General features: G+C 69.2%; 14 protein-coding genes and 3 pseudogenes. 7 read left to right on the plus strand and 10 right to left on the minus strand.

Annotated elements, in window-relative coordinates; all coding sequences use genetic code 11:
- Window positions 1-132 precede the first annotated feature (132 nt).
- Window positions 133-810 (plus strand): vancomycin high temperature exclusion protein, encoded by a 678-nt coding sequence (locus tag ACIPSA_RS03285; protein WP_402628228.1) that lies wholly within the window; start codon window positions 133-135, stop codon window positions 808-810.
- A 39-nt stretch (window positions 811-849) separates the two neighbouring features.
- Here the strand turns inward: ACIPSA_RS03285 and ACIPSA_RS03290 are convergent.
- Window positions 850-1087 (minus strand): annotated as a pseudogene (locus ACIPSA_RS03290) (AMP-binding protein); the annotation flags it as partial.
- A 346-nt stretch (window positions 1088-1433) separates the two neighbouring features.
- Here ACIPSA_RS03290 and ACIPSA_RS03295 point away from each other — a divergent pair.
- On the plus strand, window positions 1434-3599 hold the full coding sequence (locus tag ACIPSA_RS03295; RefSeq protein ID WP_402628230.1) for a molybdopterin oxidoreductase family protein: 2166 nt from the start codon (window positions 1434-1436) through the stop codon (window positions 3597-3599).
- Between the two features lie 130 nt (window positions 3600-3729).
- Here the strand turns inward: ACIPSA_RS03295 and ACIPSA_RS03300 are convergent, their stop codons facing one another.
- The gene (locus ACIPSA_RS03300; protein WP_402628232.1) at window positions 3730-4140 is read right to left on the minus strand and encodes a gamma-glutamylcyclotransferase family protein; all 411 of its coding nucleotides are present in this window, start codon (window positions 4138-4140) and stop codon (window positions 3730-3732) included.
- Between the two features lie 138 nt (window positions 4141-4278).
- Here ACIPSA_RS03300 and ACIPSA_RS03305 point away from each other — a divergent pair, with 138 nt between their 5' ends.
- Window positions 4279-5922, plus strand: a complete 1644-nt coding sequence (locus ACIPSA_RS03305) for a M4 family metallopeptidase (protein WP_402628233.1) — start codon at window positions 4279-4281, stop codon at window positions 5920-5922.
- Between the two features lie 162 nt (window positions 5923-6084).
- On the plus strand, window positions 6085-6768 hold the full coding sequence (locus tag ACIPSA_RS03310; protein ID WP_402628235.1) for a DUF6215 domain-containing protein: 684 nt from the start codon (window positions 6085-6087) through the stop codon (window positions 6766-6768).
- A gap of 556 nt (window positions 6769-7324) precedes the next feature.
- On the opposite strand, the gene ACIPSA_RS03315 is transcribed toward ACIPSA_RS03310, so the two are convergent.
- From ACIPSA_RS03315 to ACIPSA_RS03340, 6 genes and pseudogenes are all read right to left on the minus strand, one after another.
- Window positions 7325-7888 carry a hypothetical protein gene (locus ACIPSA_RS03315; protein WP_402628237.1) on the minus strand — a complete coding sequence of 188 codons (564 nt, stop codon included), beginning with the start codon at window positions 7886-7888 and terminating at the stop codon, window positions 7325-7327.
- Between the two features lie 7 nt (window positions 7889-7895).
- Window positions 7896-8309 (minus strand): hypothetical protein, encoded by a 414-nt coding sequence (locus ACIPSA_RS03320; protein WP_402628239.1) that lies wholly within the window; start codon window positions 8307-8309, stop codon window positions 7896-7898.
- 170 nt (window positions 8310-8479) lie between these two features.
- Window positions 8480-8695, minus strand: a pseudogene (locus ACIPSA_RS03325) (helix-turn-helix domain-containing protein); the annotation flags it as partial.
- A 35-nt stretch (window positions 8696-8730) separates the two neighbouring features.
- Complete coding sequence (locus tag ACIPSA_RS03330; RefSeq protein ID WP_402628241.1) at window positions 8731-9069, minus strand: helix-turn-helix domain-containing protein; 339 nt, start codon at window positions 9067-9069, stop codon at window positions 8731-8733.
- Window positions 9066-9449, minus strand: coding sequence for a type II toxin-antitoxin system RelE/ParE family toxin (locus tag ACIPSA_RS03335; protein ID WP_402628243.1), 384 nt, complete (start codon window positions 9447-9449; stop codon window positions 9066-9068). Before ACIPSA_RS03335 ends, ACIPSA_RS03330 begins: the two co-directional genes overlap by 4 nt.
- Window positions 9450-10101: 652 nt before the next feature.
- A complete protein-coding gene (locus tag ACIPSA_RS03340) occupies window positions 10102-10530 on the minus strand; it encodes a GntR family transcriptional regulator (RefSeq protein WP_402628244.1) in 429 nt (142 codons plus the stop codon).
- Between the two features lie 322 nt (window positions 10531-10852).
- Between ACIPSA_RS03340 and ACIPSA_RS03345 the strand changes: the two are divergent.
- From ACIPSA_RS03345 to ACIPSA_RS03355, 3 genes and pseudogenes are all read left to right on the plus strand, one after another.
- A pseudogene (locus ACIPSA_RS03345) lies at window positions 10853-12555 on the plus strand (replication initiator).
- On the plus strand, window positions 12552-12740 hold the full coding sequence (locus tag ACIPSA_RS03350; RefSeq protein WP_402628245.1) for a helix-turn-helix domain-containing protein: 189 nt from the start codon (window positions 12552-12554) through the stop codon (window positions 12738-12740). Before ACIPSA_RS03345 ends, ACIPSA_RS03350 begins: the two are co-directional and overlap by 4 nt.
- Window positions 12737-14053: a tyrosine-type recombinase/integrase gene (locus ACIPSA_RS03355; protein ID WP_402628247.1), complete on the plus strand. Its 1317-nt coding sequence runs from the start codon at window positions 12737-12739 to the stop codon at window positions 14051-14053. The genes ACIPSA_RS03350 and ACIPSA_RS03355 overlap by 4 nt, the downstream gene beginning before the upstream one ends.
- A gap of 157 nt (window positions 14054-14210) precedes the next feature.
- Here the strand turns inward: ACIPSA_RS03355 and ACIPSA_RS03360 are convergent, their stop codons facing one another.
- Entirely contained in the window at window positions 14211-14546 is a 336-nt protein-coding gene (locus tag ACIPSA_RS03360; RefSeq protein WP_402628249.1) for a DUF6881 domain-containing protein, read from the minus strand.
- Window positions 14497-14880, minus strand: a complete 384-nt coding sequence (locus ACIPSA_RS03365; RefSeq protein WP_402628251.1) for an HYD1 signature containing ADP-ribosyltransferase family protein — start codon at window positions 14878-14880, stop codon at window positions 14497-14499. Before ACIPSA_RS03365 ends, ACIPSA_RS03360 begins: the two co-directional genes overlap by 50 nt.
- Window positions 14881-15135: the final 255 nt, after the last annotated feature.

Below are 15135 nucleotides of genomic sequence, written 5' to 3' on the forward strand. Positions count from 1 at the left end.
CAGCCGTTGCGTGGTCGTGACGGGTATTTTCCGGGGCTTCACGGGACGGGTCCGCGCGGTGTGAGGCGAACCGGATCACCGTACGCTGCGTCCTCCATGGTCGAAGCCGACCTGGGGAGCCGAGGGGACCGCATGAAGATCCGTCGACCGCGCCTGCCGCGCACCCGTGCCGGGTGGCGGCGGCTGGTGCAGGCCGTGATGGCCGTGTGCGTCCTCGCGCTGCTGCCGGCGACATGGCTGTACGTGTCCACGGCCGACCGGCTGCGCACCACGGCGGACGCGCCCCGCACCGAGGTCGCCGTCGTCTTCGGGGCGGGCCTGTGGCAGGGCGAGCCGTCCCCGTACCTCGCGCACCGGCTGGACGCGGCGGCGAAGCTGTACCGTGCGGGCCGTGTCGAGGTCGTCCTGGTCACCGGGGACAACAGCCGCAAGGACTACGACGAGCCGGACGCGATGCGCGCGTACCTCACGAAGCACGGCGTCCCGGACGCGCGGATCGTCAGCGACTACGCCGGCTTCGACACCTGGGACTCCTGCGTCCGCGCGAAGAAGATCTTCGGTGTGGACCGGGCCGTCCTCATCAGCCAGGGCTTCCACATCCGGCGCGCGGTCGCCCTGTGCGAGGCGGCGGGCATCGACTCGTACGGCGTCGGCGTCGACGCCAAGCACGACGCCACCTGGTACTACGGCGGCACCCGCGAGGTCTTCGCGGCGGGCAAAGCGGCCCTGGACGCGGTGTTCAAGCCGGACCCGCAGTTCCTGGGGCCGAAGGAACCGGGCGTGGAGCGGGCGCTGGCGGCGGCCAAGTGACTCCACACGGGACCGCGCCGCCGTACCGTGCGTGCGCGGGTGGTCGCCGGGGCGTACGCCCTCGCGGACGAGACGGGCGGCGAGGGCGTCGGCGTAGCGGTCGAGTTCGCCGTAGGTGATGGTCGCGCCCTGGTGTTCGGCGGCGACCGCGCGGGGGGGCGGCCGCCCGCCGTTCTATGGCGTGGTGGACAAGCGGGTCGGGGACGGGCGCGCCGGGGCCGCGGCCGTACCGCCAGAAGAGGTGCTGGTCGCGGGGAGAGAGGTGACGCAGAGGCATGGCTCGGGAGACCTCCTGGCTGTTTCGAGTGGGGGAGGCCGAGTCCGGGGAGCGGCGGGCCCGGACCAGGCCGATATTTCGAACGCCGTGCGGGGTCTTGCGCAGGGGATGACTGTAGTCGTCACTCTTCAACTCTCAACCAGGTGTGACCGACCAACTACGGTACGGAATGAGCCACATGTGTCATCTTCTGTCACGTGGGCAACTCCAGTACCGTCCTGCGGCGACTCAGGGGTGGACAGGTGCGTGCCTCACGGCGGCGGGGGCGCGGCGGGGAGGTCGCCTTCCCGTCCGTGTAACAGGGAGCGGTCACGGGACGTAACACGCCCGAAGCACGCTGAGTGGCATGGAGACCGCCTCGACGCCCACCCACTGCCCGTACTGCGCCCTGCAGTGCGGGATGGCCCTGTCGCCCCTGCCCGGAGGGGGCGTCGAGGTCTCCGAGCGCGCGGACTTCCCGGTGAACCGGGGGGCGCTGTGCGGGAAGGGCCGTACGGCACCGGCGTTGCTCGCGTCGAGCGTCCGGCTGACCTCCCCGCTGGTGCGCTCCGGCGGCACGCTGGTGCCCGCGACCTGGCAGGAGGCACTCGACCGGATCGCCGCGGGCCTGTCGTCGGCGCGGAACGCATACGGTCCCGACGCGTGCGGGGTGTTCGGCGGGGGCGGGCTGACGAACGAGAAGGCGTACACGCTCGGCAAGTTCGCGCGGGTGGCGCTCGGCACCTCGCAGATCGACTACAACGGCCGCTTCTGCATGTCGTCGGCGGCGGCGGCCGGCATGAAGGCCTTTGGCCTGGACCGGGGACTGCCCTTCCCGCTGGAGGACATCCCCAGGACCGGGTGCGTGATCCTGGTCGGCTCCAATCTCGCGGAGACGATGCCGCCGTCGCTGCGCTTCTTCAGCGAACTGCGCGAGAACGGCGGCACGCTGATCGTCGTCGACCCGCGCCGGACGAGGACCGCCGAACAGGCCGACCTGCACCTGGCACCGCGTCCGGGTACGGATCTCGCGCTTGCTCTCGGCCTGTTGCACCTGGTGGTGGCGGAGGGCCGGACGGACGAGGCGTACATCCAGGAGCGCACGGTCGGCTGGGAGGACGCGCGGGCGGCGGCCATGGCCCACTGGCCGGAGTACGTGGAACGGATCACGGGGGTGTCCGTTCCTCAACTCCGGGAGGCCGTACGGCTGTTCTGCGAGCCGGAGGCCGCGATGGTGCTCACGGCACGCGGGCCGGAACAGCAGTCCAAGGGCACCGACACGGTGGGCGCGTGGATCAACCTGTGTCTGGCGACCGGCCGCGCGGGCCGTCCGCAGTCCGGGTACGGCTGTCTCACCGGGCAGGGCAACGGGCAGGGTGGCCGCGAACACGGACAGAAGGCCGACCAGTTGCCCGGCTACCGCAAGCTGACCGACCCGGCCGCGCGGCGGCACGTGGCCGGGGTATGGGGCGTGGACCCCGACTCGCTGCCCGGGCCGGGGCGCAGCGCGTACGAGCTGCTGGACGCGCTCGGCACGGACATCCGGGCGCTGCTGCTGATGGGCTCCAACCCGGTGGTGTCGGCGCCGCGCGCGGGGCACATCGAGGAACGGCTGCGGTCGCTGGACTTCCTGGCCGTCGCGGACGTCGTCCTCTCCGAGACGGCGGCCCTCGCGGACGTCGTGCTGCCGGTCACCCAGTGGGCCGAGGAGACCGGCACCACGACCAGCCTGGAGGGCCGCGTGCTGCTGCGCCGCCAGGCGATCACACCGCCCGACGGGGTCCGCAGCGACCTGGAGGTCCTGCACGGGCTCGCCGCCCGCCTGGGCGTGGAGAAGGGCTTCCCGACCGACCCCGAGGAGGTCTTCGAGGAGCTGCGCCGGGCCAGCGCGGGCGGCCCGGCGGACTACTCGGGGATCACCTACCGGCGGCTGGCGGAGGAGAACGGGGTGTTCTGGCCGTGCCCGTCGGTGACGGACACGGCTGCCGAGGACGGCGAGGATGGTGAGGACGCCGTGCTCGACGCGCTCCCCGACGATCCGGCCCGGGACGCCGAGGCCTCCGTACATCCCGGAACCCCGCGTCTCTTCCTGGACCGGTTCGCCACGGCGGACGGGCGGGCGCGGTTCGTGCCCGTGACGCACCGGGCGAGTGCGGAGGAGCCGGACGCGGAGTATCCGCTGCTGCTGACGACCGGCCGGGTGGTGTCGCAGTACCAGTCGGGGGCGCAGACGCGGCGGGTCGCGGAGCTGAACGCGGCCGCACCCGGCCCGTTCGTGGAGCTGCACCCGCGCCTTGCCGCCCGGCTCGGGGCGGCCGAGGGTGACCCGCTGGCGGTGGTCTCCCGGCGCGGCCGGGCCGTGGCACCCGCCCGCATCACCACCGCCATCCGCCCCGACACCGTCTTCATGCCCTTCCACTGGCCGGGCGAGGGCCGCGCCAACACCCTCACGAACCCGGCCCTGGACCCGACTTCGCGAATGCCGGAGTTCAAGACGTGTGCGGTGCGGGTGGAGGTCGTCCGGCCTGTGTGACATCCGGCCTGTGTGACGTCCGGCCTCTGTGACAGGAGCCCTGGGCGGGTGAACCTCGCGTAGGTTCGGCGCGTGGTGGAGGAGGAGTTCGGGATCGCCGTGCCCGAGGGGCTCAGGCTGCTGGGCTGAGTCAGCGGCGGGCGAGCCAGTCCCCGCCCGCTATCAGCCGCCCCTGGGCCCGCAGCCGGACGGCGATGCGCGGCGCGGCCACGTAGACCCAGGCCCGGGCGGCCGTGCCGTCGACGCGTACGACGTCCCGGGCGATGCGCTCGTACAGGTTGTGCGGGTCGCCCGGGGCGTACTCCTCCAGCCGGTCCAGTTCCGCGAGCAGCCGGCCGTAGGCCTCCGGGAGCGCGGTGACCAGGTCGCCGCTGACCGCTTCCCCGGGGGCCTCGACGGCGTAGGGGTAGCCGGGGCCGTCGTAGAGCACCGCGTCCGGGAGCCGGGCCGGTTCCTCCGTGTGCGTGCGGCCGCGCAGGAACAGGTCGTGGTTGGGTTCGCCGGGGCGGAGCGTGCCGTAGACGAAGAACGGAAGCGTCACAGGAACGATTCTCCACCCCCTCCATCCCCTCACACATCTCCTTGTGAGCGCTATGGACATGACATGTCATGCCCCCTTAAATCTCTGTCGTCACCAGCGCCACCCCCACGCCTTCGAGGCGCCTTCCCAAGGAGACTGATGAGTCGGACACGGCACATCCGAGGATCCCGTCTCACCACGGCCGGCATCGCCGCCACCACCGCGACCCTGCTGGCCGCCACCCTCTCCCCCGCCGCCCACGCCGACGGCAGACCGACCCGGGCCACCGCGATCGAGAACGCGGCCTCGGCGCTCGTACAGCACGCCACGAGCCTCGGGCTCGGCTCCGCGCAGGACACCAGCGTCCGGGACGTGATCGTCGACAAGGACGGCACCCAGCACGTCCGCTACGACCGTACCTACCGCCAACTGCCCGTCCTGGGCGGTGACTTCGTGGTCCACCTGGCCCCGAACGGCACGTTCCGCAGCGCGAACCGCGCCACGAGGAGCCACATATCCCTCTCCTCGATCACCCCGAAGCTGTCCGCCCCCAGGGCCGCCGACCTCGCGGTGAACGCGCTGCGCGCCGCGAACCTCGGCGACCGCCTGAAGCAGGTGAAGGCCAGGCCGCAGCTGGTCGTCGACGCCCTGCACGGCGCCCCGAGGCTGGCCTGGCGCACCGACGCGGCCGGCCAGGACTCCCTCGGCAACCCGGTCGCCCGCACGGTGCTGACCGACGCCCGGACCGGCGCCCAGATCGACGCGTGGGACAGCATCGAGACGGCGACCGGCGACGGTAAGTCGCTCTACAGCGGCACGGTGCCGCTGGAGACGACGCTGTCGGGATCGACGTACCAGCTGAAGGACCCCACCCGCGGCAACACGTACACCGGTGACGCCGCCAACAAGACCGACCTGTGCATCTTCGGCATCTGCTTCGTCCGCGCCCCCGCGACGCTGTTCACGGACGCCGACAACCACTGGGGCACGGGGACGACGGCCGACCGCTCCTCGGCGGCGGTGGACGCGCAGTACGGCACCAACGAGACCTGGGACTACTACAAGAACGTCCACGGCCGGAACGGCATCGCGGGCGACGGCAAGGGCTCGTACAACCGCGTCCACTACGGCAACAACTACAACAACGCCTTCTGGGACGACAGTTGCTTCTGCATGACGTACGGCGACGGTGACGGCTCGGTCTTCGGCCCGCTGGTGGCGCTGGACGTCGCGGGCCACGAGATGTCGCACGGCGTGACGTCCAAGACGGCGGCGCTGACCTACTCGGGCGAGTCCGGCGGGCTCAACGAGGCCACCTCCGACATCATGGGCACCCTCGTCGAGTGGTACGCCAACAGCCCCTCCGACCAGGGTGACTACCTCATCGGCGAGAAGATCGTGAAGCCCGGCTTCGGCAAGCCCGCCCTGCGCTTCATGGACAAGCCGTCCAAGGACGGGAACTCCGCCGACTCCTGGAGTTCGTCGGTCGGGAACCTCGACGTCCACTACTCCTCGGGCGTCGCCAACCACTTCGCGTACCTGCTCGCGGAGGGCAGCGGCGCGAAGACCATCAACGGGGTCAGCTACGACTCGCCGACCTCCAACGGCTCGACGGTCACCGGCATCGGCCGGGACAAGCTCGGCAAGATCTGGTACCGGGCGCTGACGGTCTACATGACGTCCTCCACGAACTACGCGGGCGCCCGCACGGCCACCCTGAACGCGGCCAAGGACCTCTACGGCGCCGGCAGCACGGAGTACAACGCGGTGGCGGCGGCCTGGAGCGCGGTCAACGTGAACTGACCGTCCCTGAAGGTGAGTTCGAGTAACACGCGGGCCGTCCCCACCGGAAGCGGGGCGGCCCGCGCGCACTGAGGAATCTCGCTTCCCCGTGCATCGATCACCCGTTAGGCTCCCCCGGCGCGCGTCCGGCGCGATCAGGGGGAACCGGGGGTAATGGAAGACATGGCCGATGCAGTCGCCGCAGCCGAGAAGAGCCCGAACGCGTGGGCTCAGGCCGTCGCGGCGGTGGTGCTGATCTCAGCCCTCGGGGGCGGGCTCTGGGCGCTTCAGAAGACCTCCGCGCACAACGCCGACGAGCCGGCCACCTGCTCGGCCGACAAGAAGGCCAAGCCCTCGAAGCGCGTTTCCGGGACAGAGCTGTGCACGGCACTGAACCGCACGGACCTGCCGACGCTCCTCGGAACGCCCCAGGAACAGGCCGAGACCGCCCACGGCAGTCAGACCTCGTTCGAGCTCCCGAGCGGCACCAGGATCGCCATCCCCGAGGCGACCGTCACGCTGGAGACCTACTCCGTGAAGCTGTCGCGGTCCTACGACGACCTCCCAATCGCCGGGACGACCGACCGGCTGAGCAGCCCGGAGAAGAAGACGGTCCTCGGCCACCCGGCGGTCCTCTACTCGGACCGGACCATCGCCCTCAGCTTCAGCCTCGGCGGCGGCAAGGCCGAATCCGGACCCGGCGGCATCGCGCGCACCCTCCAGGTCGCCCCGGACCCGAAGGACGGCGGCGGCTCCTTCGAGATAGCCATCTGGCGCCAGGACTCCGTAGTGCCCGACGACGCGGCACTGCTCCGCGTCGCGGAGAAGGTGCTGCCCACACTCCCGGGGTGGACGACCACGGGCTGACGGCCCACAGCGCTGGTACGAACTCGCCCACGGTCACGGCCAGATCGGGCGTGTCTCTGCTCAGGGATGAGGGAGCCTGCGGCATCCGGGGTGATCGCTCGGCTGATCCGAGGCGCTGTGGTGGCGGTACCGTCTGAGTGCTGCCGCAGAACGGAGTTCGCCGTGCCGCAGAGCATCGAGGAGCCCACTGGCGCCCGGATCGCCCGGATCCGAGTACCAGGCACAGGAGAATGAGGATGCGGGCTCGAACTGGCGGGGCAGAGGCCACGTCTTCACCCGGTCCGACGGGCACCCGATCGAACCCGCCACCCTCACCCGCCACTTCAACACCCTGCTCCGCGACGCCCGCCTTGGGCCGATCCGGTTCCACGACCTCCGCCACTCGACGGCGACGATCCACCCCCTTGTGCAACACCCGTCCGCTGACGTTGCCGTCGACTACTGCCGTCAGAGACCGAAGAAGCCCCGCCGGAATTCCATTCCGGCGGGGCTTCTGGCCGTTTATTGAACGCTCCCGATAGCCATGCTGATAATCACCCCACGGAAACCAACATCGCTAAGGGATGCCGAGCCAGCGACGCGCCGCGGCACTCTCTACCGGATGCCCGATTTCACCCGTCGCCACCCATTCGGCAAACTTGCGAAGGACTTGCGAATGGAGTGGATCCTTCAGGACGAAGACACTGATCGCGGACTCCCAGGTGGTCCCACAGGAAAGCACTGACCCATCAAGAGAGAGCATCCGAAATTCAGGCCGACAATACCCACTGCCGAGCAGGCTTGAAGCACCTCTTCCTATGATGTCCCAAGAGTCCTGCAATTCCACGCAGATCCACTGCGCAGGACCGTCCTCCTCGGGGGTGAGCGCGACCAGGAACCGACGATCGGTCTCAGCGAAAAGGCCTGCGTCGACCGAGAGTCGGTACCAGTCTGCGTTCGCCTTCTCGAGCAGCAGCGGATCCTCGATATCGACTAGGGATTCGGCTCGGCCGTCCTCGGCAGGGCAGCTCGGCGCCTGGCCACTGACGAGAGCGGGCATGAGTCCGCTCAGGTCGCCGCATCTCTCCAGCACCCGAAGACCCGCTGCGGCAAGAGTTTCCTTCAGTTCCATTTCATCCATCTCGAGATCACGGTCGCGGTACGTACTGGGCGAGGAGATTGGCGTAGCCGTACTCGATCACATTGTTGTAGTTGTGACCGAGCACATACCCAACAACCCCGTCGATTCGCACAAGCACGCGAGTCTTGGTCGTGGGCGAGCCCACGCCAGTGAAGATCGTTGCGTCATACCAAGGGCTTTTGGTATTGCCATTCGCGTTGAACCAGTCGGGCCCGTCGCTGTTGATCCGCTGAGTGACCCTACCGCTTTCAATACCGTTCACAGTGTTGTGGACTTCTCTCGGAATCTTCGCCCACGCAGCCCGCCCAGCATCGATCCGCTTTTGTACCTCGTTCGGATGGTACGGATCGCCCTCGAATGCCGGTGAGACGGCTTCCGTATTGCAGTTGTGTACAAGGACCGGCGTGCCGCCTGCCAGCACATAGTACGTGTGCGGGCGGGGGCTCCGTCAGCTGCAACTTCGCTGGTCAGGCTTCCATTTGACAGCCGTTCCACGTCCGTGCATGTGTACTGAAGTCCGCCGGTGTTGCCGTCACTACTGCCGTCGATGATCTAGACCACTCATGGAATTCTCGGGATTCGAGATCCACGTCAAGCGGCTTGGTCGTGCGGAGTGAGACTGATGCTCAAGTCGGCTCCAAGGGCACGGGCCAGGCGGCGCAGCATCGGAAGGGTGGGCACCGTTCCGCCGGCTTCGAAGCGGGAGATCTGCGGCTGTTTCATCCCGCACCGCTCAGCCAGCTCGGCCTGGGACAGCCCGAGCTCGGTGCGCCGGTCGTGGACGAGTCTGCCCAGCTCGCGGGCGAGTGCTGTGGAGGCGTCATGCATGGCTCCTCCTGGGTTCAGGCGGCCGGGGTGACGATGGTGACGGTGGGCTCATCCCCAGGGGCGAGGTGCATGTCGACGGTGAGGTCCAGGGCTCGGGCCAGGCGCATGATGACAGCGATGGGCGGCAGTTCGGTGGCGGTCTCGATGCCTTCGATCTCGTCGGTGGTGGTGTGTAGGCGCTCGGCCAGGTCGGCCTCGCTCAGACCGAGTTGCTTGCGCCGGTCGTAGACGGCTTTGCCCAGCGTCATGGCCAGGCTGGTTTCGTCGTAGACGCGGTCATACTCGGGGTCGGCCTCGAGGTGTTCACCGGCCAGCTGGCGGTGGCGGCGGGTCCTCCATTCGCTGTGGTTCATCGGTTCTCCTTGAGGTCGCGGCTGTAGAGGTCGTGTTCGGTGGCTGCCTGGTGCTCGGCTTCGCACAGCCGTTGAGCGGCGTGCGCGCGGTCCACTTCGGCCTGCTCGCGCATTTTGGTCTTGCGGAAAACGGTGAGCAGCACGACGCGACGGTCGGGTGCGAGCCAGTAGGTAATGCGCTGGTGAGCATCGCCGAGGCGGAAGCGCAGCTCGCGGAGCTTGCCGCCCAGGTGGCGGGAGTGCGGTTCGTCGAGCGTGGTGGGCTGCTCGGCGAGCAGGTCGGCGACGCGTTCGGCCTGCTTGTAGTGATGGGCGGGAATGTTCTCCAGCCACAGTCGCACCTCCGGCTCGATCTCGATCGAGTACCGCCCACCGTCCATAGCACCGATGATATATGGCACGGGGTGCGAGAGCGCGACTTCGTAGCTCAGGTCGTGTGCCGTCGCCGCGACCACAGCCACTCCAGCGTCGCACAACCCAATACTCCCCCTTCGTCCTCCTGTCACGGCGCCGCCGCAAACCGGCGGCAACCGGCCGAGGCGGCGCAGGGCCGGCTTCTTTCGGCAGGATCGGGCCCGAGTGGGAGAGGCAGCGCGCGGCCGGTCTGGCGCGTCGCCCAGTCTGGCGACGCGGGCGCCGGGGCGGGAAGGGTCGGCCTGCGACGGGTGGCCGGGAGCTTCGTTCCCCGCCGGAGGCGACGTCGGCCACCGCCCTCGGTGAGCCCGGCGACGGATGTTGTGGGTCGGCACCCTAGTCGGCCCTGTGCCTGCGATCCGGCCGTAGGACGGTCGTAGGCGACAACTTGCTGCGCGACGCGCAAGGGCTCCACGCCCACAACTTGCTGCCGGCCGTACCAGGTTGAGTCCCGCTCGCGCCTTGGTCCGGCCGCCCGCTGGCACCCAGGACGGGCGTCGGCTGCTTGCCCGACGGTGGGTCGGTCGGCGTTGTTCGGCCGGTTCAGACGGGCGGACGCCGCCTTGAACCTCGTAGAGAAAATCTGAACGCACACCCCCGGCCATCCGGCACGGCGGGTCAGTGGCCCCGCCCGCCGCCGCCTGACTCCAGGGTCTCCACGCGGCCACGAAGGTCGGCAATCTGCTGAGCGGCCTCGGCCAGCGCCCGTTCCAGCGCCTCGACGCGGGCAGCCATCCCGCCGACGGGTGCGGTCGCCTCCGGGCCGTCGAGGTCATCAGCATCGTCGGCGACGTGGCCGTGGTGGGCGACAAAGGCGCCCTTGCCGGGACGGGAGACCGCCCACCCGTCCTGCTTCAGCAGGGCCATGGCCTTCTGCACGGTCAGGCTCGCCGCCCCGAACTCCCGCATCAGCACGGCCTGCGTCGGCAGCGCGTCCCCCGGCTTCAGCCCGCCGGAGCGGATCTGCTCCCGCAGGGTCTCGGCGATGACCTCGAACGTCAGCTGCACCCCGCTGCCCGCCGGCCTGCGCCCGCGCCGCGTCGCCATCACGCCCGGTCACCCCCGCTTTCCACGCCCTGTACCAGCAAAATCCGGCCCGCCCAAACCGGGAAACCGGCCTCACACTACCCGCGTCTCACCACCCACCAGAAAGGAATCAGGAGGGATGCACTTGAATGCGCCCGTGAGGCGATGTTAACGTCACGCACCCGCCGGTGATCACCACCGCGCTCCGCCGACCAGCCCCTTGGTCCGGCCCCCGCGCCCAACTTCGAGGCGCCCCGTTCCCCTGTGAGCCGATCACTTCGGCCTGCCCACGCCGCCCCGCGCCGTACCGCTTCCGCGCTCTCGCCGAAAGGCCCCTTTCCGCATGTCCGCACAGCTTCAACTCCCGTACCCCGCGACCGTTCCAGCCACCTCGTTCCCATCGGCGGCGTTCACGACGCCGACCTGCCCGGCGGACGTCACCGCCTCGGCGGCAGGGCGGTCGGCGCTGGAGCGCCGCGCCAGGCTCACCGCCAAGCTGGCCAAGCTCGCCGCCACCGGCCAACTCGCACCCCTCGCAAGGCAGATAGCCGGACTCGGTGGCTGCGTGCGCCCGATCCGCCTCACCGGACACCGCACCCGACTCGACACCGCGACCGGCGAGATCCTCAACCACCTCGACTCCGGCCAACTCCCGGCAGGCGAACTGCTGGTCCGCTGCGGCAACCGCCGTGCCACCCGCTGCCCCGCCTGCTCGACCGTCTACCGCTACGACACCTACCAGCTCATTGCCGCCGGACTGCGCGGCGGCAAGACCGTCCCCACCAGCGTCGCCGCCCACCCCCGCGTCTTCGCCACCCTCACCGCACCCGGCTTCGGGCCCGTCCACAACCAGCCCGACACCGGCCGCTGCCACTGCGGCCAGGTCCACTCCGACGACGACCGGCTGCTGGGCACCCCGCTCGATCCCGAGCGTTACGACTACGCGGGCGCGGTGCTGTGGAACGCGCACGCCCCGGCCCTGTGGGCCCGCTTCACCACCCACCTGCGTCGCGAGATCGCCAAAGCCGCCGGCCTCACCCAGCGGGCCCTGCGGCACCACGCCACTCTCTCCTACGCCAAGGTCGCCGAGTACCAAAAACGCGGCCAGGTCCACTTCCACGCCGTCATCCGCCTCGACGGACCCACCGGCCCCGGCAGCACCCCGCCCGACTGGGCCACCACCCAGCTCCTCGACCACGCCGTACGCGCCGCCGCCGCACGCACCCGCGTCCACCACGAGGGCGAACCGCCGAAGCAACCGCAGCCCGCCGGGGACGTCCCCGCGTCCCAGCCCCAAAACTCAGATCGGGCAGAGCGGTTGGTGTTCCGGTTCGGGCGACAGATCGACGTCCGCGCGATCCGCGGCACCGACTTCACCGGCGGCGGCCCGGTCACCGACCGGCACGTCGCCGCCTACATCGCCAAGTACGCCACCAAGGGAGCCGAGACCACCAACGGCACCCTCGACCGCCGCCTCCGCCTGCTCGCCGACTCGCCACCCACGACATCACCAACCATGCCCGCCGCCTGATCCACACCGCCTGGCACCTCGCCACCAGGCCCCAGCACGCCCACCTCCGCCTGCGCCAATGGGCCCACATGCTGGGCTTCCGAGGCCATTTCTCCACCCGCACCCGCCGCTACTCCACCACCCTCGCCCACCTCCGAGCCGAACGCACCGCCTGGCGAACCCGCCTACCCAACACCCAGACCCCCGCCCCAGCACCGGCTGAGACGCAGGCCGGTCGGACGGACGGCAGTCAGGTCGGTGACCGCGCCGGACACCCCGCTGACCTGCCCCCCGGTCACAGCAACATCGCCGGTCAGCGCATGGACTCGGACACGACCTTGGTCATCTCCCACTGGCAGTACGCCGGAACCGGCCTTCTCCCTGAACTCGAACACCTCGCCAACCTCCTGGCCGCAAAACGGCAGACCCGACCCGAACAACCGACTCAAACCCGGCGCTCGAAGCGCTCCGGCGACCGCGCCGGTCACTCCACTCATCGACTGCCCCGTGCTGTCCGGACGGGGGCCCTCGCGTGACCGCCGGCACCGAACTCCTCACCGTCCCCCAGGTCATGGAACGCCTCCAACTCGGCAGCACCACCGTCTACGACCTCATCCGCACCCGCCAACTCCCCTCCCTCACCCTCGGCCGAGCCCGCCGCATCCCCGCCCACGCCCTCACCGACTTCATCCACACCCGCCTCGACCAGGAAGCTGCATGACCACACCCCGCGACACCCCCGCCTCCCGCCGCACCCGCGCCAACGGCGACGGAACCGTCTACCAGCGAAAAGACCGCCGCTGGGAAGCCGCCGGATACGTCCTCGCCCCCGGCAACACCCGCAAACGCGTACGCGTATACGGCAGCACGCGCACGGAGGCGCTGGCCAAGCTGACCGAGAAGATCGCCGCCAGCAACCGCGGCGTCCCCGCCGTCACCACCCAGGGCAGCCTTGCCGCCTACCTGACGTACTGGCTGGAGAACGTCGCCGTCCACCACCTGCGCGAGACAACCCACCCCCGCTACACCGCCGTCGTGCACCAATACCTCATACCGGGCCTGGGCCGGAAGAAGCTCGCCAAGCTCACCGCCAAGGACGTCCGAACCTGGCTGAACGAGCTGCGGACCGTCTGCCAGTGCTGCGCTCGCGGCATCGACGCCGGACGCGACCCGAACGCACAGGCCAGCCGACGCCCGCGCTGCTGCGCACTCGGCCGCTGCTGCGGCAAGCGGCTCTCTGCGCTGACGCTCGCCTACATCCACTCGGTGCTCAAGTCCGCCCTGGAGCACGCTGTCCGCGAGGAGGAGATACCGCGCAACGTCGCACGGAACGTCCGCACCGGAACACCCCGCCCCCGCCGCTTCAACCCCCTCACCGCCGAAGAGGCCCGGCAGTTTCTCGCCGCCTTGCACGGCCACCGACTCGCCGCGCTGTTCGAACTCGCCCTACGTACCGGGCTACGCAAGGGCGAACTCCTGGGGCTGCGCTGGGAAGACCTCGACCTCGACGGCGGCACGGCCAGCATCCACCGCACCCTCCAGCGCACCCACAGCCGTGGCCTGGCCACCCTGCCGACCAAGACCATCAGCTCCGAGCGGCGCGTCGCCCTGCCGGCCTCCTGCGCCGCCTCCCTCCGCGCTCACCGCCAGCGGCAGGCCGAGGAGAAGGAGCGAGTTGGCGCAGACTGGCAGGGCGGCGGCTACGTCTTCACTCGACCGGATGGACACCCGATCGAACCCGCCACCCTCACCCGCCACTTCAACGCCCTGCTCCGCGACGCCCACCTCCGGCCGATCCGGTTCCACGACCTGCGCCACTCGACGGCGACGCTCCTCCTGGAACAGGGCGTCGAACTCGTCGTCATCAAGGAACTCCTCGGCCACGCCCACATCGGCGTCACCGCCACCGTCTACGCCCACGTGCGACTCCGCCTCCAGCGCCAGGCCGTCGACACCCTCGGACGCGTGCTTGGCGCCCGGGCCGAGGGCGACGACGGCGACGATCCGCCGCCTTATGCAGCAACCGTCCGCTGACGTTGCCGTCAACTACTGCCGTCAGACGCCCGGGAAGCCCCGCCAGGGTATTCCTGGCGGGGCTTCCAATTTGCTCGCGCTACCCAAATCAGCGGTGACGAATTTACGCAACGAGGCCGCGAGACTGCTCCGCAGCACCCGTCAGGGTGTGGCTAATTCATCCCGCAGAACGAGCCTTGATCCACTCCCGCTCGAACTCTTCCGGAGCTATCTCTACAGCATCAAACTCCGGCTGGTCAGAGATTTCTCGAAGATCGAGCGGGAAAGCGACTTCAGAAAGACCGACGCTTGCCGTCTCATGCAATTCGTCTGCCCACTCGACCTTGCCATCCCGGAAGAATTGAATTTTCCGAGTCTCATATCCACCCTCGCCGAGTTCACTCAGGTAGAGGACCGGCTCATCCTCAAGATCATGACTCCATGCCACCCTGACGTACCTCACGCTAGTTCCTTCCAGACCCAATGATGCGGCCAGTGAGATCGAGAGGTTCATCGTTGAGTATATAGAACACTCCTGGTCTACCCTGACGCACATCTAGCCCACGCACATCGATCGAAATATAGTGCGAGACCTTTTTCCCTAGCCAGGGCACTCGATAGAAGGCGGCGGATAGCTGCCCCGGCCTCTTCGTTCCAGGCGCAATGTCGGTGAGATATTGGCCATCGCCGAACTTGGCATCGTTTGGGTTCGCCGCTTGGGTGGACGGGCGAAGCTCTTGGCTCGCCAATATTCCATCATGTCCCGCTTCATTGGTGTAGTGATGCAGGACATCGGGAATCTCATCATTGCAGTTGTGAACCAGGACCGGCGTGTCGCCCGCCAGCACATAGTACGTGTGAAAGCGGGCCGCTCCCTACCTGGGTTTTTGCAGGTCGGCGCGGAACTACCCGTCCGTCGAGGTCCATTGGAGTGCGCTGATGTCCGCCCTTGTTGCCGTCAGCGTTGCCGTCAGTGGTTTAGACCTCGCCACGTAGCGGCGGTAGCCGACAACGGCGGGCGGCGGAGCGATTTTGGCCTGGAGCTGCTTTGGCGCGAGTGATCATGGCCCCGTAAGCTTCCGGCGCGTCGGGCAGTCTGTGGA

Origin of the sequence: Streptomyces sp. NPDC086549 (assembly GCF_044746205.1) — a bacterium.
GTDB lineage: Bacteria > Actinomycetota > Actinomycetes > Streptomycetales > Streptomycetaceae > Streptomyces.

What these genes read in the sequence shown, in the direction of transcription:
- ACIPSA_RS03285 (WP_402628228.1), top strand. Translation starts at nt 133, where the DNA reads ATGAAGATCCGTCGACCGCGCCTGCCGCGCACCCGTGCCGGGTGGCGG.
- ACIPSA_RS03295 (WP_402628230.1), top strand. Translation starts at nt 1,434, where the DNA reads ATGGAGACCGCCTCGACGCCCACCCACTGCCCGTACTGCGCCCTGCAG.
- ACIPSA_RS03305 (WP_402628233.1), top strand. Translation starts at nt 4,279, where the DNA reads ATGAGTCGGACACGGCACATCCGAGGATCCCGTCTCACCACGGCCGGC.
- ACIPSA_RS03310 (WP_402628235.1), top strand. Translation starts at nt 6,085, where the DNA reads ATGGCCGATGCAGTCGCCGCAGCCGAGAAGAGCCCGAACGCGTGGGCT.
- ACIPSA_RS03315 (WP_402628237.1), bottom strand. Translation starts at nt 7,888, where the DNA reads ATGGATGAAATGGAACTGAAGGAAACTCTTGCCGCAGCGGGTCTTCGG.
- ACIPSA_RS03330 (WP_402628241.1), bottom strand. Translation starts at nt 9,069, where the DNA reads ATGAACCACAGCGAATGGAGGACCCGCCGCCACCGCCAGCTGGCCGGT.
- ACIPSA_RS03335 (WP_402628243.1), bottom strand. Translation starts at nt 9,449, where the DNA reads ATGGACGGTGGGCGGTACTCGATCGAGATCGAGCCGGAGGTGCGACTG.
- ACIPSA_RS03340 (WP_402628244.1), bottom strand. Translation starts at nt 10,530, where the DNA reads ATGGCGACGCGGCGCGGGCGCAGGCCGGCGGGCAGCGGGGTGCAGCTG.
- ACIPSA_RS03355 (WP_402628247.1), top strand. Translation starts at nt 12,737, where the DNA reads ATGACCACACCCCGCGACACCCCCGCCTCCCGCCGCACCCGCGCCAAC.
- ACIPSA_RS03360 (WP_402628249.1), bottom strand. Translation starts at nt 14,546, where the DNA reads ATGAACCTCTCGATCTCACTGGCCGCATCATTGGGTCTGGAAGGAACT.